Source organism: Mixta calida (genome assembly GCF_002953215.1).
GTDB lineage: Bacteria > Pseudomonadota > Gammaproteobacteria > Enterobacterales > Enterobacteriaceae > Mixta > Mixta calida.
The window spans coordinates 3,277,895-3,301,132 of sequence record NZ_CP026378.1 but is presented as its reverse complement, the minus strand read 5'-3'; the positions used below and the strand labels follow the sequence as shown (position 1 = coordinate 3,301,132).

The 23,238-nt window shown below is 59.1% G+C and carries 15 protein-coding genes and 1 pseudogene; 13 read left to right on the top strand and 3 right to left on the bottom strand.

Features of this window, described 5'->3' with window-relative positions:
* Positions 1-75: 75 nt before the first annotated feature.
* Positions 76-924 carry a 3-mercaptopyruvate sulfurtransferase gene (sseA, locus tag C2E16_RS15655; RefSeq protein ID WP_038629913.1) on the bottom strand — a complete coding sequence of 283 codons (849 nt, stop codon included), beginning with the start codon at positions 922-924 and terminating at the stop codon, positions 76-78.
* Between the two features lie 319 nt (positions 925-1,243).
* On the opposite strand from sseA, the gene C2E16_RS15650 reads away from it, so the two are divergent.
* From C2E16_RS15650 to C2E16_RS15590, 13 genes and pseudogenes are all read left to right on the top strand, one after another.
* Positions 1,244-6,214 carry an alpha-2-macroglobulin family protein gene (locus tag C2E16_RS15650; RefSeq protein ID WP_084971152.1) on the top strand — a complete coding sequence of 1,657 codons (4,971 nt, stop codon included), beginning with the start codon at positions 1,244-1,246 and terminating at the stop codon, positions 6,212-6,214.
* A 33-nt stretch (positions 6,215-6,247) separates the two neighbouring features.
* Positions 6,248-8,571, top strand: a pseudogene (gene pbpC, locus C2E16_RS15645) (peptidoglycan glycosyltransferase PbpC).
* A gap of 185 nt (positions 8,572-8,756) precedes the next feature.
* Complete coding sequence (gene ndk, locus C2E16_RS15640; protein ID WP_038624703.1) at positions 8,757-9,188, top strand: nucleoside-diphosphate kinase; 432 nt, start codon at positions 8,757-8,759, stop codon at positions 9,186-9,188.
* A gap of 186 nt (positions 9,189-9,374) precedes the next feature.
* Positions 9,375-10,544, top strand: coding sequence for a bifunctional tRNA (adenosine(37)-C2)-methyltransferase TrmG/ribosomal RNA large subunit methyltransferase RlmN (locus C2E16_RS15635; RefSeq protein ID WP_038624705.1), 1,170 nt, complete (start codon positions 9,375-9,377; stop codon positions 10,542-10,544).
* Between the two features lie 94 nt (positions 10,545-10,638).
* A complete protein-coding gene (gene pilW, locus C2E16_RS15630; protein WP_038624707.1) occupies positions 10,639-11,376 on the top strand; it encodes a type IV pilus biogenesis/stability protein PilW in 738 nt (245 codons plus the stop codon).
* Positions 11,366-12,415, top strand: a complete 1,050-nt coding sequence (gene rodZ, locus C2E16_RS15625) for a cytoskeleton protein RodZ (RefSeq protein WP_104951564.1) — start codon at positions 11,366-11,368, stop codon at positions 12,413-12,415. Before pilW ends, rodZ begins: the two co-directional genes overlap by 11 nt.
* Before the next feature lie 39 nt (positions 12,416-12,454).
* Positions 12,455-13,576, top strand: coding sequence for a flavodoxin-dependent (E)-4-hydroxy-3-methylbut-2-enyl-diphosphate synthase (gene ispG, locus C2E16_RS15620; protein WP_038624711.1), 1,122 nt, complete (start codon positions 12,455-12,457; stop codon positions 13,574-13,576).
* Positions 13,577-13,717: 141 nt separating this feature from the next.
* Complete coding sequence (hisS, locus tag C2E16_RS15615) at positions 13,718-14,992, top strand: histidine--tRNA ligase (RefSeq protein ID WP_038624713.1); 1,275 nt, start codon at positions 13,718-13,720, stop codon at positions 14,990-14,992.
* Between the two features lie 36 nt (positions 14,993-15,028).
* A complete protein-coding gene (locus tag C2E16_RS15610) occupies positions 15,029-15,646 on the top strand; it encodes a YfgM family protein (RefSeq protein ID WP_038624715.1) in 618 nt (205 codons plus the stop codon).
* A gap of 19 nt (positions 15,647-15,665) precedes the next feature.
* On the top strand, positions 15,666-16,847 hold the full coding sequence (bamB, locus tag C2E16_RS15605; protein ID WP_038624717.1) for an outer membrane protein assembly factor BamB: 1,182 nt from the start codon (positions 15,666-15,668) through the stop codon (positions 16,845-16,847).
* Positions 16,848-17,017: 170 nt separating this feature from the next.
* Entirely contained in the window at positions 17,018-18,514 is a 1,497-nt protein-coding gene (der, locus tag C2E16_RS15600; RefSeq protein ID WP_038624719.1) for a ribosome biogenesis GTPase Der, read from the top strand.
* A 139-nt stretch (positions 18,515-18,653) separates the two neighbouring features.
* Positions 18,654-18,878 carry a zinc ribbon domain-containing protein gene (locus tag C2E16_RS15595; RefSeq protein WP_038629915.1) on the top strand — a complete coding sequence of 75 codons (225 nt, stop codon included), beginning with the start codon at positions 18,654-18,656 and terminating at the stop codon, positions 18,876-18,878.
* A 391-nt stretch (positions 18,879-19,269) separates the two neighbouring features.
* Positions 19,270-21,720 carry a glucose/quinate/shikimate family membrane-bound PQQ-dependent dehydrogenase gene (locus C2E16_RS15590; protein ID WP_038624721.1) on the top strand — a complete coding sequence of 817 codons (2,451 nt, stop codon included), beginning with the start codon at positions 19,270-19,272 and terminating at the stop codon, positions 21,718-21,720.
* A 47-nt stretch (positions 21,721-21,767) separates the two neighbouring features.
* Here the strand turns inward: C2E16_RS15590 and C2E16_RS15585 are convergent, their stop codons facing one another.
* Both C2E16_RS15585 and C2E16_RS15580 read right to left on the bottom strand, forming a co-directional pair.
* Positions 21,768-22,100, bottom strand: a complete 333-nt coding sequence (locus C2E16_RS15585) for a protealysin inhibitor emfourin (RefSeq protein ID WP_038624723.1) — start codon at positions 22,098-22,100, stop codon at positions 21,768-21,770.
* Entirely contained in the window at positions 22,097-23,125 is a 1,029-nt protein-coding gene (locus C2E16_RS15580) for a M4 family metallopeptidase (RefSeq protein ID WP_084971208.1), read from the bottom strand. The genes C2E16_RS15585 and C2E16_RS15580 overlap by 4 nt, the downstream gene beginning before the upstream one ends.
* Positions 23,126-23,238 lie beyond the last annotated feature (113 nt).

Below are 23,238 nucleotides of genomic sequence, written 5' to 3'. Positions count from 1 at the left end.
ACGCCGTCCCTTTTTACCTTCTGCGGTTGCGCCGCTTTCAGGCTCTGGTTTTTACGCCGCTGCGCGGCGAAAATCTCAGGCGTTTTTCGTCAGCGGCAGATCGTCGCGGCTGCCCCATTCGCTCCAGGAACCGTCGTAAAGCTTCACGTCTTTGATGCCCAACGCCGTCAGAGCCAGGATAGCGACGACCGCCGTCACGCCTGAGCCGCAGCTGGCAACCACCGGCTTCGTTAAATCGACGCCGTGGCGCTGAAAAATCTCGCGCAGCTCCGCTTCCGGCTTCAGCTGCCCGTTGGCCACCAGTTCGCCCCACGGCACGTTCAGGCTGCCGGGGATATGGCCGCGCCGCAATCCCGGACGCGGCTCGTCGACTTCGCCGTTGAAACGGTTGGCCGGGCGCGCGTCAACCAGCTGCGCCGTGCCCTCATGACTGATCAACAGTACATCGGTCACGCTTTTCACCAGGCTGGCGTCGTAATGGGCCTCAAATTCCGCCTCCGGCAGCGCCACGTCGCCGGTTTGCAGCGTATAGCCCGCCTGTTTCCAGGCCGCCAGCCCGCCGGCCAGTAATGAAACGCGCTCAACGCCGAACGCGCGCAGCATCCACCAGGCGCGCGGCGCGGAAAAGAGATTGCCCTCGTCATACACCACCAGATGCTTGCTGCTGTCAACGCCCAGCTCGCGCATCGCCACGGCGAAAGACTCCGTGCGCGGCATCATATGCGGGTAAGGGCTGTTGCGATCGGAAAGCTGCTCGATATCGAAAAAAGGCGCGTTGGGCAGGTGCCCGGCGCGGTATTCGGCGCACACATCGCGCAGGTTTTCCTGGCCCGGTGGAACCATGCGCGCGTCGATAACCTGTAGATCGGCATCATTCTGGTGTTCGGATAACCACTGTGCGGTTACAAAGAGAGCGGATGTCATAACAACCTCAATATCCATTGATGTGCAGTGAGTGTCGACGATCTCGCGACCCATCTCAAGATCCAATCAGCGATGCTGCGAGCGGGCTTATAGATTCGGAAAGTCGACCGCATAAAGCGGATCGTCCTGACGGATTGTTACATCGGTTTTGCGGCGACGCGCGCAATAAAAAGCAGCCGATACGATTAGCGCTTGCCGGAATGTCCTATTGGCGCGATAACCCAGACCAGCGTGAAATGAATCAGGACTGTTAAATTTTTTTACTTTCAGGTGATAATAGTAACCCCATTTTACAAGGCGTTTGCGCCATGGAGAAAATATGTCCGGGTTAAGGTACAGGGCTGGCGCGGCGCTGCTGCTGTCATTGCTGCTGCTGAGCGGTTGTGATGATGATAACGATAAAGTAACGCCGCCTGCCGTTACGGCCAGCAAGGCGACAACGGCGCAGCCCGGCGCGCCGGCGATGAGCGATGAACAGCGAGCCGCACAGCTGGCGCGTGAGCAGGGCAAGCCGCTGCAGGTGATCGATATTTCAGAAGTGCAGCTTGACGGCGCCAGCACGCTGGTCGTTACTTTTTCCGTCTCGCTGGACGACCAGCAAAACTTTAGCCAGTACGCTCACCTGACCGACAGCAAAAGCGGCGTTGTTGAGGGCGGCTGGGAGCTTTCGCCCAACCGCAAAGAGCTGCGTTTCCGCCACCTGGAGCCAGCGCGCCAGCTAAAAGCGCGCATCGACAGCGGACTGAAGGCGGCGAATGGCGCCACGCTGGAGACGGCGGCGGAGCAGACGCTGACCACGCGCGATATTCAGCCGATGGTGGGTTTCGCCAGTCGCGGTTCGCTGCTGCCGACGCGCATCGTCAAAGGGCTGCCGGTAATGGCGCTTAACGTCAATCAGGTGGACGTCGACTTTTTCCGTATCAAAACCGCCTCGCTCCCTTCCTTCATCGCCGACTGGCAATATGGCAACAGCCTGCAGATCTGGCAGTCTGAATCGCTGCTGCAGAAGGCGGATCTGATCTATACCAGCCGCTTCGATCTTAACCCGGCGCGCAATACCCGTGAACAGCTACAGCTGCCGCTCGGCGATATCAAGCCGCTGGCGCAGCCCGGCGTCTACCTGGCGGTGATGAAGCAGGCGGGCAGCTACAGCTATAGCAATGCGGCCACGCTATTTACGCTCAGCGATATCGGCCTTTCGCTGCATCAGTTCCCGCAGCAGGTCGATCTCTTCAGCCAGCGTTTAGAAGATGGCGCGCCGCTGGAAGGCGTGACGCTGACCATGCTGGATGAAAAAGGACAGACTCTGAATCAGGCGACGACCGATGACCAGGGACACGTATCGCTGCCCTGGCAGGCAAAGGCGAAACTGATCCTGGCGACGAAAAACGATCAAACCTCGCTGCTCGATCTCCGCCGTCCGGCGCTCGATCTGGCAGAATTCGCCGTGGCCGGTCCTGAAGGCTATGACAAACAGCTGTTCATTTTTGGTCCGCGCGATCTTTATCGTCCTGGCGAAACGCTGATCGCCAATGCGCTGATGCGCGACGCCGATGGCAAACCACTGCCGCCGCAGCCGGTTAAACTGGAAATCGTTAAGCCGGACGGCGATGTGGCGCGTACCCAGGTCTGGCAGCCGGAAAACGGCCTGTGGCAGCTGCGTTATCCGCTACCGCAGGGCGCGCCGACCGGACGCTGGATGCTGCGCGTAGATACAGGCGATGGCCGACCGCGTCAGTGGCCATTCAGCGTAGAAGACTTTATGCCGGAGCGTATGGCGCTCAGCCTGTCGGCCAGCGTTGATCCGGTCGCACCGGATAACGACATTACCTTTCACGTTAACGGGCGCTATCTGTATGGCGCGCCCGCAGCGGGCAATCGCCTACAGGGACAGCTGTTCTTACGTCCCGATCGCGAAGCGGTGAAGTCACTGCCCGGCTATCAGTTCGGCGACATCGCCGAAGCGGGTTTGAAGCGTAATCTGGATGAGATCGATCTGACGCTAGATCCGCAGGGCGAAACCGCCGTCGCCACGCAGTCTTCCTGGCAGGAGGTGCATTCGCCAGCGCAGCTGATCCTGCAGGCCAGCCTGCTGGAAAGCGGCGGCCGTCCGGTGACGCGCCGCGTCAGTCAGGCGATCTGGCCCGCCGAAGTGCTGCCCGGCATCCGTCCGCTGTTCAGCAGCAAAGAGGTTTACGACTACCGTAACGATACCTCTACCGCGCAGCCGGTCGTGGATGAAAACGGCAGCGCGGAATTCAGTATCGTGCTGGCCAACGCGCGCGGTGAAAAGATCACCGGCCAGGACGTTGAAGTGCGACTGATTCGCGAGCGACGCGATTACTACTGGAGCTTCGCTGAAGGTGAGGGTTGGCAGTCGCGTTACGATCAAAAAGATTTGATTGAAGAGACGCGGCGGCTGACGCTGTCGGAACAAGGGGAAGCGAAGGTCGCTTTTCCGGTGGAGTGGGGCCCTTATCGCATTGAAGTCGCAGCGCCCGATGAAACCGCCCGCAGCAGCGTCCGCTTCTGGGCGGGCTACAGCTGGCAGGACAATACCGACGGCACCGGCGCCGTACGGCCCGATCAGGTGAAGCTGAAGCTGGATAAAGCCAACTATCAGCCGGGCGAAAGGGCACAGGTGCATATTGAAGCGCCTGCGGCGGGCAAAGGCTACCTGATGGTGGAGTCGAGCAACGGCCCGCTCTGGTGGCAAACGGTCGATGTGCCTGCTGGCGGGGTGGATGTCGCCGTTCCCATTGATAAGGCGTGGCGTCGTCACGATCTTTACTTCAGCGCGCTGGTCATCCGCCCCGGCGACAAAGCGCAGGGAACCACGCCGAAACGGGCAGTGGGCATTTTGCATCTGCCGATGCAGGATGAGGCGCGCCGTTTGAATCTGACATTAACGGCGCCGCAGAAAATTCGTCCGAATCAAAACCTGACGGTGAAAGTCAAAGCCGCGGTCGCAGGCGAGGCGCTGCCGAAGCAGGTGCAGGTGCTGTTGTCGGCGGTAGACAGCGGCGTGTTGAATATCACCGACTATAAAACGCCCGATCCCTATGCCGCCTTCTTTGGTCGTAAGCGTTACAACGCCGATCAGTACGATGTCTACGGACAGCTTATCGAAGGGAAGGGCAGGCTGGCCGCCTTACGTTTCGGGGGCGACGGCGATGAAGGCGATCCGCTGGCGCGCGGTGGGAAACCGCCGGTCAATCATGTCAACATCCTGGCGACCCAGCTACAGCCGGTGACGCTCGATGCCAACGGTGAAGGCACGATTACGTTGCCGATCCCGGAGTTTAACGGCGAGATGCGCCTGATGGCTCAGGCCTGGAGCGACGATCGCTTCGGCCAGAGCGAGAGTAAAGTGGTGGTCGCCGCGCCCCTGATTACGCAGCTGGCGATGCCGCGCTTTCTTGCGGGCGGCGACAACAGCCATTTGGCGCTGGATCTCACCAATCTCACGGACTATCCGCAAACGCTGATGGTGAATTTACAGGCCAGCGGTTTGGTGAAGCTGGAAGAGACTGCGTCACGTCAGGTCAGTCTGAGTCCGGGTCAGCGTACAACGCTGTTTATCCCGGTTAGCGCCGCGATGGGCTATGGCGAAGGCAGCATTGATGCCGTGATTAGCGGTCTGGAAGTGCCGGGCGAAACCCTGCCGCTAAGTAAAGGGCACTGGACGCTCGGCGTGCGACCCGCCTGGCCCGCGGAGACCCGCAGCTTTAACAGCGTGGTTCATACCGGTATGCCATGGCAGCTGCCCGCAGAAGCCTTCAGCGGCCTCGCGCCAGAGACGATGCAGGGACAGCTGGCGCTCAGCGGTCATCCGCCGTTGAATATCGCGCGCTACATCAGCGAGCTTTATGCCTATCCCTATGGCTGTCTGGAGCAGACCATTAGCGGTCTGTGGCCGTCGCTCTATACCAACCAGGCGGAACTGAAGGCGCTGGGAATTAAAAGCGGCAGCGACGCTGACCGCCATGCGGCGATTGATACCGGTATCGATCGTATCAGCCAGATGCAGCGCTACAACGGCGGATTCGGCCTGTGGAGCAAAGAGAGCGCCGAAGAGTTCTGGCTGACCGCCTATGCGATGGATTTCCTGACCCGTGCAGGCGAGCAGGGCTACGCCGTCGATAAGGCGACGCTGGCGAAAGGCAACGAGCGTCTGCTGCGCTATCTGCAGGATGGCGGTCAGGTTGAGGTCTATTACAGCAACGATGCCGCTGCGACCCGTTTCAATGTGCAGGCCTACGCTGCGCTGGTGCTGGCCCGTCAGCAAAAAGCACCGCTGGGCGCGCTGCGCGCGCTGTATGAAAGACGGACTCAGGCCAAATCGGGGCTGGCGCTGGTGCAGCTGGGCGTAGCGCTGAAGCTGATGGGCGATGCGCCGCGCGCTACGGCGCTGCTCGGCCAGGGCGTTAACAGCGCGCGTCCTGAGCGCCTTTACTGGCTGGAGGATTATGGCAGCCCGCTGCGCGACAGCGCGCAGATCCTGACGCTGCTGCGTGAGTACCAGCTGCTGCCGGAGGTGCAGGATCGGTTAATCATCACGCTGGCGCAGCAGCTTAATGCGAAGCAGTGGCTATCGACGCAGGAGAATAACGCGTTGTTCCTTGCAGGACGAGCTCTGGAACAGGCTGAGGGAGCGGCGTGGCAGGCCAGCCTTAACGGGCAGGCGCTGTCGCCGGGCGACAATAAAACCCGCATTCTGCCGCTCAGCCCGACGCAGCTGGCCGAAGGGGTGACGGTCGCCAGCCAGAATGATTCACCGGTCTACGGTCGGCTGGATGTCGTCGGCTATGCGCAAACGCCGCCGGGCGTCGTTAGCCAGAATCTTGCCGTGCGTCGCGAGTATCTCGATCTCAACGGCAAACCGCTGTCGCTGGCATCGCTGGAAAGCGGACAGCTGCTATTAGTGCATCTTACCGTCACGGCAAAAGATCGCGTGCCGGACGCGCTGGTCACCGATCTGCTGCCCGCCGGGCTGGAGCTGGAAAACCAGAATCTCGCCAGCAGCAGCGCCAGCCTTGGCGAAAGCGCCGCTGACGTGCAGGAGCTGATGAATGATATGCAGCAGGCCGACATCAAACATATGGAGTTCCGTGACGATCGCTTCGTCGCCGCGGTGAATGTCGATGGCTATCGTCCGGTCGAACTGCTCTATCTGGCACGTGCGGTAACGCCGGGCAGCTATCAGGTGCCGGCGCCGCAGGTGGAGTCGATGTATGTGCCGCAGTGGCGCGCGACTGACGCGACGCCGCCGCGTTTGACCATTCGCTAAGCGGGTGCCCGGCTAATGCCGGGCGCTATTTTTATGAAGATCGTTTTGCGCCCCGTAAAAATCATACTTTGCAGTTTATGCCTGCTGGCCACCCTGCTGTGGCTGGCGGATCGCTTATTCCCTCTGCCGCTGCAACAGGTGGCGCCTGCCCGCGTGGTGGTGGCGGAAGATGGCACGCCGCTGTGGCGCTTCGCCGATAAAAACGGCATCTGGCGCTATCCGGTTACGCCGGAAGAGGTCTCTCCCTGGTATTTACAGGCGCTGCTGACCTACGAAGATCGCTGGTTCTGGCACCATCCGGGCATCAATCCGCTGGCTATCCTGCGCGCCGCCTGGCAGGATCTGCGCGGCGGCGAGATCGTTTCCGGCGGCAGCACCATTACTATGCAGGTCGCGCGGCTTATCGATCCGCAGCCGCGCACATTTGGTGGCAAACTGCATCAGGCCTGGCGCGCGATACAGCTGGAATGGCATCTCTCGAAAAGGGAGATTCTGACGCTCTATCTGAACCGCGCGCCTTTTGGCGGAACGCTGGAAGGCATCGGCGCGGCCAGCTGGAGTTGGCTGGGCAAGCCGCCGTCAGCCCTGACGCGCGGCGAGGCGGCGCTGCTGGCGGTATTGCCGCAGGCGCCGAGCCGCCTGCGACCGGACCGCTGGCCTGAGCGTGCGCGCGCGGCGCGCGATAAAGTGCTGCTGCGCCTGGCGGCCTATGGCGTCTGGCCGCAAACCGCCGTTCAGGAAATTATGCAGGAGCCGGTTTGGCTGGCGCCGCGTCAGATGCCGCAGCTGGCGCCGCTGCTGGCGCGTCGCGTATTGGCGCTCTCCGGGCAGGCCAAAATCACCACCACTATCAACGCCTCGCTTCAGCGTCAGATTGAAGCGCTGGCGCAGGGCTGGAAAGGATCCTTGCCGCTGCGCACTTCTATGGCGGTGCTGGTAGTCGATCATACAACGATGCAGGTGCGCGCCTGGATGGGATCGGTCGATCTGGACGACGACAGCCGCTTTGGTCACGTCGATATGGTCAGTAGCGTACGATCCCCGGATCGGTGCTGAAACCTTTTTTGTATGGGCTGGCGCTGGATGACGGCCTGATCGCTGGGGAATCGCTGCTGCAGGATGTGCCGCGCCGTTTCGGCAATTATCGTCCCGGCAACTTCGACACAGGATTTCATGGGCCGGTCAGCGCCAGCGAGGCGTTATCGCGCTCGCTAAATCTGCCGGCGGTGCAGCTGCTGGAGGCGTATGGTCCGAAGCGCATGACCGCGGCGCTGCGCAATGTCGGCTTAACTCTCCGCTTTCCCGCCACGGCGGAGCCTAACCTGTCGCTGATCCTTGGCGGCACCGGCGCACGCATGGATGAGATCGTGGCGGCCTATAGCGCCTTTGCCCGACATGGGCAGGCGGGGCAACTGCGGTTATTGACGCAGGACCCGCTGGTAGAGCGGCCGCTGCTGTCGCCCGGCGCGGCCTGGATGGTGCGACGCATGTTGGCGGGCGAGGCGCAGCCGCAGCCGGACGACGCGCTACCCACCATCGCGCCGCTGGCGTTGAAAACCGGCACCAGCTATGGCTACCGCGACGCCTGGGCTATCGGCATCAACGCGCGTTATCTGATCGGGGTGTGGGTCGGGCGTCCCGATGGCACGCCGGTCGCCGGTCAGTATGGCGTGGCGAGCGCCGTTCCGGTGCTGAATCAGCTGCACCATCTGCTGATGACGTCGCCGCAGTTACGCGGCCGTTTTTTGCCCGCCGATCCGCGTCCGGCGAGCATCAGCGTTCAGGCGTTGTGCTGGCCGGGCGGTCAGCCGCTGCCTGCGGGCGACGGCAACTGCCGTCAGCGACGTCAGAGCTGGGTATTAAACGACACTGCGCCGCCCACGCTGCTCGCCGCCGGGCAGGAAGGGACGTTTGGGTTGCAACAAACCGTCTGGCTGAATGGGCAAGGGGAGCGGGTGGCAGCGGATTGCAGCGGCGCCAGAGCACAGAAGATTGTCCTCTGGCCGGTGCCGCTGGAGCCCTGGCTGTTGCCTGGCGAACGACGCGCGCAGCGGTTGCCGCCCGTTTCAGCCAGCTGTCCGCCGAAGGCGGAAAGCAGCGCGCTGCCATTGCTGCTGACCGGCGTGCGCGACGGTCAAATCCTGCATCGTCTGCCGGGAAAATCTGAATTATCGCTCAGCGTCGCGGCGCAGGGCGGCGAAGGAGAAGGGCGATGGTGGTTTCTCAACGGCGAGGTGCTGAGCGGCGCCGATGGCGGCGTTACGCAGCGGCTGGTGTTTACACGCGCCGGTCGTTATCAGCTCAGCGTGCTGGATGCCGCCGGCCAGGTCGCCGCAGCCACTTTCACCGTGGAGTAAACCAGGATAGGGTTGGAATGCGCATTAATGAAGCAGCTACGCGAGAAGGATCATACTTTTTCAATAAATCGCTGAAACTTAGATAGGCAAGCCGGCTTTGCGCCCCTATAATCGGCGCCGTTTTCACAGGCCGGTATCAATTAATTCACAACCGGCTTAACCTGGAAGTTAAGACAGAGGTCAACATGACAGTAGAACGTACCTTTTCCATCGTAAAACCGAACGCGGTGGCAAAAAACGTAATTGGCGCCATTTATAACCGTTTCGAAGCCGCTGGTTTTAAAATCGTTGCTGCAAAAATGCTGCACCTGACCAAAGAGCAGGCTGAAGGCTTCTATGCTGAGCATAAAGGCAAACCGTTCTTTGACGGTCTGGTTGAATTCATGACCTCCGGTCCGATCGTTGTTTCCGTACTGGAAGGCGAAAACGCCGTTCAGCGTCACCGCGATCTGATGGGCGCGACCAATCCGGCTAACGCGCTGGCTGGCACGCTGCGTGCTGACTACGCTGATAGCTTCACCGAGAACGCCACTCACGGTTCTGACTCTCTGGAGTCTGCCGCGCGTGAAATCGCGTTTTTCTTCGGCGAAAACGAAATCTGCCCGCGTACCCGTTAATCAACGGCTCGCCTGACCGCACAATGACAGTTACAAATTAATTGTCACCCTGGCCGGTCGCGCAATAGCATCGCGCTACAGTTATTTGTACAATAATGCGCCCTCATGAGTTTTACTCAGCGAGGGCGCTTCTTTTTCTATCCCTAACCAGGGCCATAACGTGTAATAACGAGGCCAGAGAACATTATGTCCGAACACATTGTGACGCCGTCGTCCGCATCTCCCGCTGTTGTCTCCCCAAAAAGTGAAAAAATCAATTTGCTGGACCTGAACCGTCAGCAGATGCGCGAGTTCTTTATCTCTCTGGGTGAAAAGCCTTTCCGCGCCGATCAGGTTATGAAATGGATCTATCACTACTGCAGTGATGATTTCGATGAGATGACCGACATCAATAAGGTGCTGCGCAACAAACTCAAGCAGTTAACCGAAATCCGCGCACCGGAAGTGGCGGAAGAGAAACGCTCCGCAGATGGCACCATTAAATGGGCGATCCGCGTGGGTGACCAGCTGGTAGAAACGGTTTACATCCCTGAAGACGACCGCGCTACGCTGTGCGTTTCTTCACAGGTCGGCTGCGCCCTTGAGTGTAAATTCTGCTCCACCGCACAGCAGGGCTTTAACCGTAACCTGCGCGTATCCGAGATTATTGGTCAGGTGTGGCGCGCAGCGAAAATCATCGGCGCCGCCAAAGTGACCGGCCAGCGTCCTATCACTAACGTGGTAATGATGGGCATGGGCGAACCGCTGCTCAATCTGAACAACGTTGTGCCGGCGATGGAAATCATGCTGGACGATTTCGGTTTCGGCCTCTCCAAACGCCGCGTCACCCTGTCGACCTCAGGCGTCGTGCCTGCGCTGGATAAGCTGGGCGATATGATCGACGTGGCGCTGGCGATCTCCCTGCATGCGCCGAACGACACCATTCGCGACGAAATCGTGCCGATCAACAAAAAGTACAATATCGCGACCTTCCTGGAATCGGTGCGCCGTTACCTGGAAAAATCCAATGCCAATCAGGGGCGCGTGACGATTGAATATGTGATGCTGGATCACATTAACGACAGCACCGACGATGCGCACCAGCTGGCCGAGCTGCTGAAAGATACGCCGTGCAAAATTAACCTGATTCCGTGGAACCCCTTCCCGGGCGCGCCTTACGGCCGCAGCTCTAACAGCCGCGTCGATCGCTTTGCCAAGGTGCTGATGAGCTATGGTTTCACCACCATCGTGCGTAAAACGCGTGGCGATGATATCGACGCCGCCTGCGGCCAGCTGGCGGGCGACGTTATTGACCGCACCAAGCGTACGCTGCGCAAAAAAATGGCGGGTGAACAAATATCTGTGAAAGCGCTCTGAAACTGGAGAAGAAAACCTTTTTTCGGGCGTAACGTGCTGCCTGCCTTGCTGAGTTTGGCGTAACATACCAGACTTCATCACACATGGAGGCAGCATGCGTAAAGGATTACGATGGCTGATGCTGGTGGCCGCGTTGGCGCTGGCGGGCTGTAGCAGTCAACGCCAGGCCAGCGGCAGCGGACAGATTCGTTTGCAGTTGGGGCTTATCTATCTTTTGCAGGGCGATATGCCCGCAGCGCGGCGCAATTTACAGCGGGCGTTGCAGGATGCGCCCGGCGACTATCGCGTTTTGTTAGCGATGGCGCGCCTGCATGAGCAGGAAGGCGACGGGGCGATGGCGCGGCATTATTATCAGTCGGCGCTGAAATCCGCGCCCAAAAATAGTTATGCACTTAACAATTACGGTGCGTTTCTTTGCGGATTAGGGCAGTATGATGCGGCGCATCAACAATTTACTCTTGCTGCGACGCCGAATTCGCTTGCAGCAAGCGCTGACAGTCAGGAGCGCGCCGGATACTGTTATTTGCGGCAGGGCGACTACGCCTCCGCACGGCGGGCGTTGTTGACAGCGTTGCAGGCTGACCGGCAAAAAGCGGACGCGCTACTGGCCGAAGCTGAAAGACATCTTGAACAGCAGAAGCCTGAATCAACGCGGCTTTTGTTAGAGGTATATCATCACAGCGCGCCTGCGACAGCAGAGAGCCTGTGGTTGGAGATTCGTTTCGCTGCGCTGGAACAGCGGACCGTAGATAAAGCAGATTACGGTCGGCAACTGGCGCAAAATTTTCCACAATCGATACAGTACCAGCATTTTCTAGCTAATGAATACTGAAGCCACTCAAGATACAACAGCAGCAAATTCCACAGGCGCCCGCCTGCGTGCCGCCCGTGAGCAGATGGGGCTGACGCAGCAGAATGTTGCTGAGCGTTTGTGCCTGAAACTTTCAACCGTGCGAGACATTGAAGAGGACAAATCACCGGCCGATTTGGCTTCGACTTTTTTACGCGGCTATATCCGCTCTTACGCACGGCTGGTGCATGTGCCGGAAGAGGAACTGCTGCCGATGATGGCGAAGCAGGCTCCGGTACGCGCGGCGAAAGTCGAACCGATGCAGAGCTTTTCGCTGGGCAAGCGACGTAAAAAACGCGACGGCTGGCTAATGATTTTTACCTGGCTGGTCGTGTTTGTCGTCGTCGGTCTGACCGGCGCCTGGTGGTGGCAAAATCATAAGGCGGCGCAGGATGATCTGGTGTCGCTTTCCGATCAGGGCGGCGCAGGCGACGACAGCAGTCAGTCCATTCCGTTAACCGATAATGGCAGCGACAACAGCAGCGCCCAGAGCCAGGCGGCGCCGTCTGACGGCATCAGCGTGCCGTTGACCAACGACAACGCCAATAACACCAGCAGCGCGGCCGCCAATACCGCCGCGCCAGGCGCCAGCGCGCCAGCGCCGAATAACGCGGCGCCGGTGACCGCCGCGCCGACGGCCTCTGCCGGCAATAACGACGCCAACGCGGTCGTTTCGCCGAGCCAGGCGCCGGTGACCGCCGCGCCGACGGCGACAGAGAATAACGCGACGCCGCTGCCTACCGGCAGCGCCAGCGTCAGCGGTCCTGCCGCCGACGCCAATACCGTTGTGTTGGATTTCAATGCTGACTGCTGGCTGGAAGTGACCGACGCCTCAGGAAAAAAACTGTTCAGCGGAATGCAGCGCAGTGGTGGTAAACTCAGCCTTTCCGGCACCGCGCCTTATCGTCTGAAGATTGGCGCGCCGGCAGCTGTACAGATTCATTATCAGGGACAGCCTGTTGATTTAAGTCGTTTTATTCGTACCAACCAGGTTGCTCGCCTGACGCTTTGGGCCCAGTAAACCCTTTGCGCTGCTTCGCGGCAATTATGGAGAAACAACATGCATAACGAAGCACCCATTATCCGTCGCAAATCAACGCGCATTTACGTCGGCAAGGTGCCAGTGGGTGACGGCGCGCCTATCGCCGTGCAATCCATGACTAACACCCGCACCACGGATGTGGAAGCGACCGTTAAACAGATCAAAGCGCTGGAGCGCGTGGGCGTTGATATCGTTCGCGTCTCGGTGCCGACCATGGACGCCGCTGAAGCGTTCAAACTGATCAAACAGCAGGTGAACGTGCCGCTGGTGGCGGATATTCATTTTGACTACCGCATTGCGCTGAAAGTAGCGGAATATGGCGTCGACTGTCTGCGCATCAACCCCGGCAACATCGGCAACAACGAGCGTATCCGCCAGGTGGTGGAATGCGCGCGTGACAGAAATATTCCTATCCGCATCGGTGTTAACGCCGGCTCGCTGGAAAAAGATCTGCAGGAAAAGTATGGCGAGCCGACGCCGCAGGCGCTGCTTGAATCCGCCATGCGCCATGTCGATCATCTGGATCGACTCAACTTCGATCAGTTCAAAGTCAGCGTAAAAGCCTCCGATGTCTTCCTCGCGGTAGAGTCCTATCGTCTGTTGGCGAAACAGATCGATCAGCCGCTGCATCTGGGGATCACCGAAGCGGGCGGCGCGCGCGCCGGCGCGGTAAAATCGGCGATCGGCCTCGGTTTGCTGCTTTCCGAAGGCATTGGCGATACGCTGCGCATTTCGCTGGCGGCCGATCCGGTGGAAGAGGTGAAAGTCGGTTTCGATATCCTGAAATCGCTGCGCATCCGCACCCGCGGCATCAACTTTATCGCCTGTCCGACCTGCTCGCGTCAGGAGTTCGACGTGATCGGTACCGTTAACGCGCTGGAGCAGCGGCTGGAAGATATCATCACCCCGATGGACGTTTCGATCATTGGCTGCGTGGTGAACGGACCGGGCGAAGCGCTGGTGTCGACGCTGGGCGTGACCGGCAGCAACAAGAAAAGCGGCTTTTATGAAGATGGCGTTCGCCAGCGCGATCGTCTCGATAATGACGATATGATCGACCAGCTGGAAGCGCGCATTCGGGCGAAAGCGGCGATGCTCGATGAAACCCGGCGCATTAACGTGCAGCAAGTGGAAAATTAAACGGCGCCGTCGCTGCGGCGGCGCGCTGACTGAACCTGAACGGCCTGCGCCGTACAGGTTTTTTTCTGTTCAGGTTCCGGCATTATCGCCGGAACGGCCAGACGCCGTGTCTGGTGTAATTTGAATAAAGAGAGAAATGACGTGGCGAAGAACATCCAGGCCATCCGCGGCATGAACGACTATTTGCCGACCGACACCGTTGTCTGGCAGCGTATCGAAGGTATTCTGAAGCAGGTACTGTCCAGCTATGGCTACAGCGAAATCCGCCTGCCGGTCGTCGAGCATACGCCGCTGTTTAAGCGCGCTATCGGCGAAGTGACCGACGTGGTGGAAAAGGAGATGTATACCTTTGACGATCGCAACGGCGAAAGCCTGACGCTGCGCCCGGAAGGCACCGCGGGCTGCGTGCGCGCCGGTATCGAGCATGGTCTGCTCTATAACCAGGAGCAGCGCCTGTGGTACATGGGCCCGATGTTTCGCTACGAGCGTCCGCAGAAAGGGCGCTACCGTCAGTTCCATCAGATCGGCGCGGAAGTGTTCGGTCTGCAAGGGCCGGATATCGACGCCGAATTGATTATGATGACCGCGCGCTGGTGGAAAGCGCTCGGCATCGCCGATCATGTGAAGCTGGAGCTTAACTCCATCGGCTCGCTTGAAGCGCGCGCCAGCTACCGCGACGCGCTGGTAGCATTCCTCGAACAGCATAAAGAGACGCTGGACGAAGACTGCAAACGCCGCATGTACAGCAATCCGCTGCGCGTGCTGGACAGTAAAAACCCGGACGTGCAGGCGCTGCTGAACGACGCGCCGACGCTGGGCGATTATCTGGATGAAGAATCGCGCGCCCATTTCGACGGGCTGTGCGCGCTGCTGGATAGCGTCGGCATCGCCTACACCATCAACCAGCGCCTGGTGCGCGGTCTCGATTACTACAACCGCACCGTATTCGAATGGGTGACCACCAGCCTGGGCGCGCAGGGCACGGTATGCGCCGGCGGCCGCTATGACGGACTGGTCGAGCAGCTGGGCGGACGCGCGACGCCGGGCGTCGGTTTCGCCATGGGCATGGAGCGTCTGGTGCTGCTGGTTCAGGCGGTTAACCCCGATTTTGAACCGTCACGCATTGTTGATGTCTATGTTATCGCTTCGGGTCAGGGCGTACAGTCCGCCGCGATGCAGCTGGCGGAGCGGGTACGCGATGCGGCGCCGTCGCTAAAGCTGATGACCAATTTCGGCGGCGGCAACTTTAAGAAGCAGTTCGCGCGCGCCGACAAATGGGGCGCTCGCGTTGCGCTGGTGCTGGGCGAAGATGAAATGAACGCCGGGCAGGTAGTGGTGAAAGACCTGCGCAGCGGCGAACAACAAACGCTGGCGCAGGATGAAGTGGCTGCGGCGTTAGTGACCCTGCTGTCGTAAGATCGTCGGGCAGGAACAGTTAAGGAGAAGGATTGCGTGGAAGTTTACAGCAACGAAAACGAACAGGTGGATGCGCTCCGTCGTTTTTTTGCCAATAACGGCAAAGCATTAGCGGTCGGCGTGGTGCTGGGTATCGGCGCGCTGGTCGGCTGGCGTTACTGGAGCACTCATCAGGACAGCTCCTCGCGTGAAGTGTCGGCGCACTATCAGCAGTTGACCACCGCGCTGGACGCCAGCAAGCCGCAGACGCTGGAAGCCGTGGCGAAATTCGCTAACGAAAACAGCAATACCTATGGCGCGCTGGCCTCGCTCGACCTGGCGAAGCAGTATGTCGATAAAAACGAGCTGGCGAAAGCGGCCGGACAGCTGCAAAGCGGCATTAAAAATACGCGCGACGCCAACCTGCAGGCGGTAATGAATCTGCGCCTGGCGCGGATTCAGCTGCAACAGAAGCAGGCGGACGACGCGCTGAAAACGTTGGATAGCGTGAAGGGTGAAGGCTGGACGGCCATCGTTGCGGATATTCGTGGTGAAGCGCTGCTGAGCAAGGGCGATAAGCAGGGCGCCCGTGATGCCTGGAGCAAGGGGATCGCTTCCGAGGCGTCACCGGCGCTGAAAGAAATGATGCAGATGAAAATGAATAATTTAGGTTAAGCCATTCAAGAGAGAGCGCATGGAATTACGTAAATACCTGCTGTCAGGGCTGATTTCAGTCACTTTGCTCAGCGGTTGCTCGCTGTTCAGCGGCGAAGAAGATGTCGTCAAAATGGCCCCGTTGCCGAAAGTGGAAAACCAGTTTGAACCGCAGGAAGTGTGGAGCACCTCCGTCGGCGACGGCATTGGCGACTTCTACTCCAATCTGCATCCCGCCTGGCAGAATGACACCGTCTATGCGGCCGATCGTTTCGGCATCGTGAAGGCGCTGGACGCCAGCGACGGTAAAGAAAAATGGAAAGTTAACCTTTCCACCGATAACGGCTTTTTCTCGAAAAATACGCCAGCCCTGCTTTCCGGCGGCGTAACCGCGGCGGGCGAGCATATCTATATCGGCAGCGAGCGCGCGCAGGTTTATGCGCTGAACAGCGCCGACGGCTCTGTCGCCTGGCAGACCAAAGTGGCTGGCGAAGCGCTTTCCCGTCCGGTGGTCAGCGACGGCCTGGTGTTGATTCATACCAGCAACGGCATGTTGCAGGGGCTGGATCAGAACAGCGGCGCGGTGAAATGGACCGTTAATCTGGATATGCCAGCGCTTTCGCTGCGCGGCGAATCTGCGCCCGCCACCGCTTTCGGCGGCGCGATCGTTGGCGGCGACAATGGCCGCGTCAGCGCAGTGATTTTGAACCAGGGCCAGATTATCTGGCAGCAGCGCATCTCTCAGCCGAGCGGCGCGACCGAAATCGATCGTCTCAGCGACGTCGACACCACGCCGGTTATCGTTAACGGCGTAGTGTACGCGCTGGCCTATAACGGTAACCTGACGGCGCTGGATCTGCGTTCCGGCCAGATGTTGTGGAAACGCGAAATCGGTTCGGTGAAAGATTTCATTGTCGACGCGGGCCGCATCTATCTGATCGATCAGGATGACCGCGTGATGGCGCTGAACGCCGACGGCGGCGTCGCCATCTGGCGTCAGAGCGATCTGCTGCACCGCAACCTGACTTCACCGGTCCTTTATAACGGCTATATCGTTGTGGGCGACAGCGAAGGCTATCTGCACTGGCTGAACACCGACGACGGTCGTTTCGTCGCGCAGCAGAAAGTGGATGGCTCCGGCTTCCAGACCGAACCGGTGGTTGCCAGCGATAAGCTGCTGATCCAGGCGAAGAACGGCGAGGTTTACTCTATCGCGCGTTAATCGCCGACGGATAGCGCAGTGTTGATCAACGGCTCCTGGCTTACAGGGGCCGTTTCGTTTTTCTGACGGCGTGTTATCCTTAGCGCCTTCAGCCTGAACAGGGCGGCAGAGACCGTTTATAATTGCCTGTTCAGGCTTCTGATTTTTCGTTTCGTAATGAGGCATTATTTATGGTACCTGTGGTCGCGCTGGTTGGGCGTCCTAACGTGGGCAAATCCACCCTGTTTAACCGTTTAACGCGCACCCGCGATGCGCTGGTGGCAGATTTCCCAGGTCTGACGCGCGATCGTAAATACGGGCGCGCCGAGGTGGAAGGACGGGAATTTATCGTCATCGACACCGGCGGTATTGACGGCACCGAAGATGGCGTGGAAACCCGTATGGCTGAACAGTCGCTGCTGGCGATTGAAGAGGCGGACGTCGTGCTGTTTATGGTGGATGCGCGCGCCGGGCTGATGCCTGCGGATCAGGCTATCGCCAAACATTTGCGCGCGCGTGAGAAAGCGACGTTTCTGGTGGCGAACAAAACCGACGGGCTGGACGCTGACAGCGCCGTCGTCGATTTTTACGCGCTGGGCCTGGGCGAGATTCACTCCATCGCCGCATCGCATGGCCGCGGCGTCACTTCGCTGCTGGAAACGGCGCTGTTGCCGTGGATGGACGTGGTTGCGCCTGCGGAGCCGCTGAGCGAAGAGGAAGAGAACCAGGCCTACTGGGCCGAGCTGGAAGCGAAAGAGCGCGGCGAAGATCCTGACGCGGAAGAGGAAGAGGATGATTTCGACCCCACCGGCCTGCCGGTGAAAATCGCTATCGTCGGTCGACCTAACGTCGGTAAGTCAACGCTTACCAACCGTATTCTCGGCGAAGATCGCGTAGTGGTGTACGACATGCCGGGCACCACCCGTGACAGCATCTATATTCCGATGGAGCGCGACGAGCGCGAATATATCCTGATCGATACCGCTGGCGTGCGTAAACGCGGCAAGGTCACCGATACGGTAGAAAAGTTCTCGGTAATCAAAACGCTGCAAGCGATCGAAGACGCCAACGTGGTGCTGCTGGTTATCGATGCCCGTCAGGGTATCTCCGACCAGGATCTCTCTCTGCTGGGCTTTATCCTGAATAGTGGGCGCTCACTGGTGATTGTGGTCAACAAGTGGGATGGCCTGTCGCAGGAAGTGAAGGATGAAGTCAAAGAGACCCTCGATTACCGTCTGGGCTTTATCGACTTTGCGCGCGTTCACTTTATTTCCGCGCTGCACGGCAGCGGCGTCGGCAATCTGTTTGAATCGATCAACGAAGCGTACGACTGTTCAACGCGCCGCGTCGGCACCTCAATGCTGACGCGTATCATGAACATGGCTGCGGAAGATCATCAGCCGCCTCTGGTGCGTGGTCGTCGCGTGAAGCTGAAATATGCGCACGCGGGCGGCTATAATCCGCCGATCGTGGTGATTCATGGCAACCAGGTGAAGGATCTGCCCGATTCTTACAAGCGTTACCTGATGAACTACTTCCGTCGTTCGCTGAACGTGATGGGAACGCCGATCCGCATTCAGTTTAAAGAAGGGGACAACCCCTTTGCCGGCAAACGCAACCTGCTGACGCCAAACCAGCAGCGTAAGCGTAAGCGCCTGCTTTCGCATCTGAAAAAGAACAAGCGCTAATCGAAGGGGCTGCGGAAACGCGGCCCTTTTTTATGGGCGGCGCCGAAAGATGACCTGGCGCAGGATTCACCGTTCGCATCGGTTTATGATATTCGCATTGCAGCGGTCGACCGCCGCCGCGTTTATTCAGGAGGCTATCATGGCGAAATGTGAAAAATGTCAGCACCCACTAACGCTCGGCGACAGCGACTTTTTTTGTGAGCGGTGCGGCGCTCATTATGCGCGACAGGCGCAGTGTCCCGACTGCCATCAGCCATTACAGGTGCTAAAGGCCTGCGGCGCAGTCGATTACTTTTGCCAGCACGGTCACGGGCTAATATCGAAAAAGCGGGTCGAGTTCGTGCCGCTAAACTATCAGGCATAGCCTTTCACTGCTCTCTTTCTGACGTTAGCTTCAAACGCGCTTCCTTTAGCCCATCGGCGGAAGCGCGCCGATCGTTTTCTTTCACCTCCTGTCCCTGCCGGTTTGCCTCGTTAATTTTTTGCAGCAAAAGTGCGGATTTTCGCAATGTTGTTAATTTTTTGTTTAACTCATAACGTACCGATTGGTACAATCCCGGCCGTTGGTCTACCCTCTTTTTTTAGCGGCGCAGCGCGCTGGCGTTAAAAGGCAGGATGCCAATGGCGGGTGGCAAACCCGTTTCAGGTTAACTGTTTGTTATGGCTGGATAATAAAACAGGGGTGCTGGCCTGCGTTTCAGGCTGACGACTTATGACTTATTGCTAAGCCTTGGTTCCACCAGGAGAGTTTTATCATGGTTCAAACTACCACCCGGTCATCAAAAGGACTGGGTATATGGTGCATATTGCTGGGTCTGGTGCTGCTTGCTACCGGTCTGTTCTTTACGATCGGCGGCGGTAAACTCGCCATGCTCGGCGGTAGCAAGTACTTCCTGATTGCCGGAATTGTTACCATTCTGTCCGCGATTCAGTTTTTCCGCCGCAAAGCGTCGGCGGTGCTGCTGTTCGCGCTGGTCTTTATCGGCTCGCTGATCTGGGCTCCGATTGACGGCGGCTTTGAGTTCTGGCCGCTGGTGTCGCGCCTGATGGTGCCGACCGGCTTCATGATCCTCGCGCTGCTGACGCTGCCTGCGCTGCGCAAACGTGAAGACAAACCCTCGGCTGCTAAAGCGGCCTGGGGCGCCAGCGCCGTGCTTGCGGTGGCGATGGTGGCGACGCTGGTGCAGATGTTTCAGCCGCATCCTCCTGTCGCCTTTGACGGTCAGCCGCTGCCGCTGGTGCCGGTGGACAAGGCGAATGCGCAAAAAGACTGGGATAACTACGGTAATACGCCCGGCGGCAGCCGCTTTGTCGCGCTTGATCAGATTACCCGCGACAACGTTAAAGATCTGAAGGTCGCCTGGACCTTCCATACCGGCGACGTGCCGGACAGCCCGACCGGCAACGGCGCGGAAGATCAGCAGACGCCGCTGCAAATCGGCGATCGCATCTATATGTGCACCCCGCATAACAACGTGATTGCGGTTGACGCCGACAGCGGCAAACAGATCTGGAAGCGCGAAATCAACGCGCAGGCGGAAGTCTGGAACCGCTGCCGCGGCCTGGCTTATTTCGATATCAATAAGCCGCTGCCGCAGCCGACGGTGCCCGGCTCCACGCCGATTACCCCGGTCTCGTTGCCCGCGGGCGACAGCTGTCAGCGCCGCCTGCTGATGAACACCATCGACGCGCGCCTGATCGCCATCAACGCCGATAACGGCGAGCTCTGCCAGCAGTTTGGCGACAAGGGCACGGTCGATCTGAAAGCGGGCCTCGGCGACGCGCAGGATCCGAAATACCAGCTGACCTCCGCGCCGACGCTGGCGGGCACCACCGTGGTGGTAGGCGGCCGCATCGCGGATAACGTGCAGACCGATATGCCTGGCGGCGTACTGCGCGGTTTTGACGTGATCACCGGTCAGATGCGCTGGGCGTTTGATCCAGGCAATGAGAATCCCAATGCACAGCTGCAGCCGGGCCAGTCTTACGCGCGCAGCACGCCGAACTCCTGGGCGCCTATGTCCTGGGACCCGGCGATGAACACCGTGTTTATCCCGATGGGCAGCTCCTCCGTTGACCTGTGGGGCGCCAACCGCACGCCGCTGGATCACAAGTACGGCGCTTCTATCCTGGCGCTCGACGCCGCCACCGGTAAAGAGAAGTGGGTCTACCAGACGGTACATAACGATCTGTGGGATTTCGATATCCCGATGCAGCCGAGCCTGATCGACTTCCCGCTGAAAGAGGGCGGCAGCAAACCGGCGGTAGTATTTGGCACCAAGGCCGGGCAGATTTTCGTACTGGATCGACTCACTGGCAAGCCGCTGACGGAAGTCAAAGAGCTGCCGATGAAGCAGGGCACAATCCCGAACGAGCAGTACACCAAAACGCAGCCGCACTCCACGGGCATGCCGCAAATCGGCGCGCAGACGCTGAAAGAGTCCGATATGTGGGGCGCGACGCCGTTCGATCAGCTGGTTTGCCGCATTAGCTTTAAATCGATGCGCTATGATGGATTGTTCACCGTGCCGGGCACTGACAAATCCCTCAGCTTCCCTGGCTCGCTGGGCGGCATGAACTGGGGCAGCCTCTCTACCGACCCGAATAATCATTACATTTTCGTTAATGATATGCGTCTGGGCCTGTGGGTGCAGATGATCCCGGCCAATACCGACGCCATCGCGCGCGGCAGCAACGGCGGCGAAGCGATCAATACCGGCATGGGCGCGGTTCCGTTGAAAGGCACGCCGTACGCGGTCAACAAAAACCGCTTTATGTCGCCGCTGGGCATTCCTTGTCAGGAGCCGCCGTTCGGCACGCTGTCGGCGGTCGATCTGAAAACCCAGAAAATCGTCTGGCAGGTGCCGGTCGGTACGGTGCAGGATACCGGTCCGTTCGGCATTAAGATGCGGATGAAAATGCCGATCGGCATGCCGACGCTGGGCGGTACGCTGGCGACGCAGGGCGGTCTGGTGTTTATCGCCGGAACGCAGGATTACTATCTCCGCGCCTTTGACAGCTCTACCGGCAAGGAAGTGTGGAAAGCGCGTCTGCCGGTCGGCAGTCAGGGCGGCCCGATGAGCTACGTTTCGCCGAAAACCGGCAAACAGTACATCCTGATCTCCGCAGGCGGCGCGCGTCAGTCGCCGGATCGCGGCGATTATGTGATTGCTTACGCGCTGGATGATCAGGCGGATAAGAAATAACAGAAACCTGAAAAATTAAAGCCCCGCAAGGGGCCTTTTTTCTTACGCTATTCGCCTTCTTTCCACAGCGCTTTAAGTTCAGGCGGCGCCAGACTGTCGGGAATGACGATCACAATATCGCCAGCGTGCTGCTGCGTTTGATAGCTGATCTGGATGCGGTAGTAGTACTGGTCGCCGCGCCCGGACTGTACCGGCTTATCCGCCGGCTCCCCGAGCGGCAGGGAGTGGCGCAGGATTTCGCATACCCGCTCTTTCTGTGGGTTCGGCAACTGGCCCAGCTCGATGCGCCGCTGACCGGCTAACGTTGGGATATAAGCAAAACCGCCTTCGCGCGCCAGATCGATTACGGCGTCGTCGGTCAGTTCCGGTAACTCTTTCATGATAAAACGCCCGTTTCTTTCCATGCTTCTTCAATCGCCTGCGCCGTCGCTTTGTTAAAGCGCGTTTCGGCGTGACGGATAGTAAACTGAGCAAAGGTTTTGAAATCGGCGTCCTGCGGCAGTTCTTTATCGCACACGGTATCGTACCAGGCGCGTCCCGCCAGTTCCCAGGCATAGCCGCCCAGCGCTTTCGCCGCCAGATAAAATGCCCGATTGGGAATGCCGGAATTCAGGTGAACCCCGCCATTATCCTCACGCGTCTGAATATAGTCGCGCATATGCGCCGGTTGCGGATCTTTGCCCAGCATAGGATCATTATAGGCGGTGCCCGGCTCCGACATCGAACGCAGCCCGCGTCCGTTAATCCCCTCCGCCAGTAGCCCTTCGCCAATCAGCCAGTCGGCCTGATCCGCGGTCTGCTTGAGATGGAACTGCTTCACCAGCGAGCCGAAAACGTCAGAGAGGGATTCATTCAGCGCGCCCGCCTGTTCAAAGTAGATCAGGCCCGCTTCGGTTTCGGTCACGCCGTGCGCCAGCTCGTGCGCCACCACGTCGATAGCGATGGTGAAACGGTTGAAGATTTCGCCGTCTCCGTCGCCAAATACCATCTGCTGACCGTTCCAGAAGGCGTTCTGGTACTCCTTGCCATAGTGAACGGTGCCGCGCAGCGTCAACCCCTGGTTATCCAGCGAATTGCGCTGATACGCCTGCCAGAAGAAATCATAGGTAACGCCGAGATAGTCCCAGGCTTCTTTGGCGGCGATATCGTTGTTTTCCGGCTGACCCTCTTTACGCACCAGCGTGCCGGGCAGGCTTTCGGTGTTTTGCGCATCGTAAATTTCACGATCGACATGGCCGCCGGTGGCGTTTTTCGGCGCGGTCGGCTTCTGCCAGTTATGCGCCATCAAATGCTGAACATGGTTTAACGTGCGGCGAGCGTAATCCTGCTGATGGCCCGACCCATTATCAATAATTTTACGCAGAATATAGGGAGGAATAATGGAGCTGACGGGTTTGCGCTGCATTGTGGCTCTCCTTAGGCTGAAATAACCCTTATTGATGAAAGCGGATGCTGCTAAGTGTAGTTCAGATATTCCCAGGGTCCGACCGCGCGCCCCGATCGTTTACTTATTAAAAA

What these genes read in the sequence shown, in the direction of transcription:
- sseA (WP_038629913.1), bottom strand. Translation starts at nt 924, where the DNA reads ATGACATCCGCTCTCTTTGTAACCGCACAGTGGTTATCCGAACACCAG.
- C2E16_RS15650 (WP_084971152.1), top strand. Translation starts at nt 1,244, where the DNA reads ATGTCCGGGTTAAGGTACAGGGCTGGCGCGGCGCTGCTGCTGTCATTG.
- ndk (WP_038624703.1), top strand. Translation starts at nt 8,757, where the DNA reads ATGACAGTAGAACGTACCTTTTCCATCGTAAAACCGAACGCGGTGGCA.
- C2E16_RS15635 (WP_038624705.1), top strand. Translation starts at nt 9,375, where the DNA reads ATGTCCGAACACATTGTGACGCCGTCGTCCGCATCTCCCGCTGTTGTC.
- pilW (WP_038624707.1), top strand. Translation starts at nt 10,639, where the DNA reads ATGCGTAAAGGATTACGATGGCTGATGCTGGTGGCCGCGTTGGCGCTG.
- rodZ (WP_104951564.1), top strand. Translation starts at nt 11,366, where the DNA reads ATGAATACTGAAGCCACTCAAGATACAACAGCAGCAAATTCCACAGGC.
- ispG (WP_038624711.1), top strand. Translation starts at nt 12,455, where the DNA reads ATGCATAACGAAGCACCCATTATCCGTCGCAAATCAACGCGCATTTAC.
- bamB (WP_038624717.1), top strand. Translation starts at nt 15,666, where the DNA reads ATGGAATTACGTAAATACCTGCTGTCAGGGCTGATTTCAGTCACTTTG.
- der (WP_038624719.1), top strand. Translation starts at nt 17,018, where the DNA reads ATGGTACCTGTGGTCGCGCTGGTTGGGCGTCCTAACGTGGGCAAATCC.
- C2E16_RS15595 (WP_038629915.1), top strand. Translation starts at nt 18,654, where the DNA reads ATGGCGAAATGTGAAAAATGTCAGCACCCACTAACGCTCGGCGACAGC.
- C2E16_RS15590 (WP_038624721.1), top strand. Translation starts at nt 19,270, where the DNA reads ATGGTTCAAACTACCACCCGGTCATCAAAAGGACTGGGTATATGGTGC.
- C2E16_RS15585 (WP_038624723.1), bottom strand. Translation starts at nt 22,100, where the DNA reads ATGAAAGAGTTACCGGAACTGACCGACGACGCCGTAATCGATCTGGCG.
- C2E16_RS15580 (WP_084971208.1), bottom strand. Translation starts at nt 23,125, where the DNA reads ATGCAGCGCAAACCCGTCAGCTCCATTATTCCTCCCTATATTCTGCGT.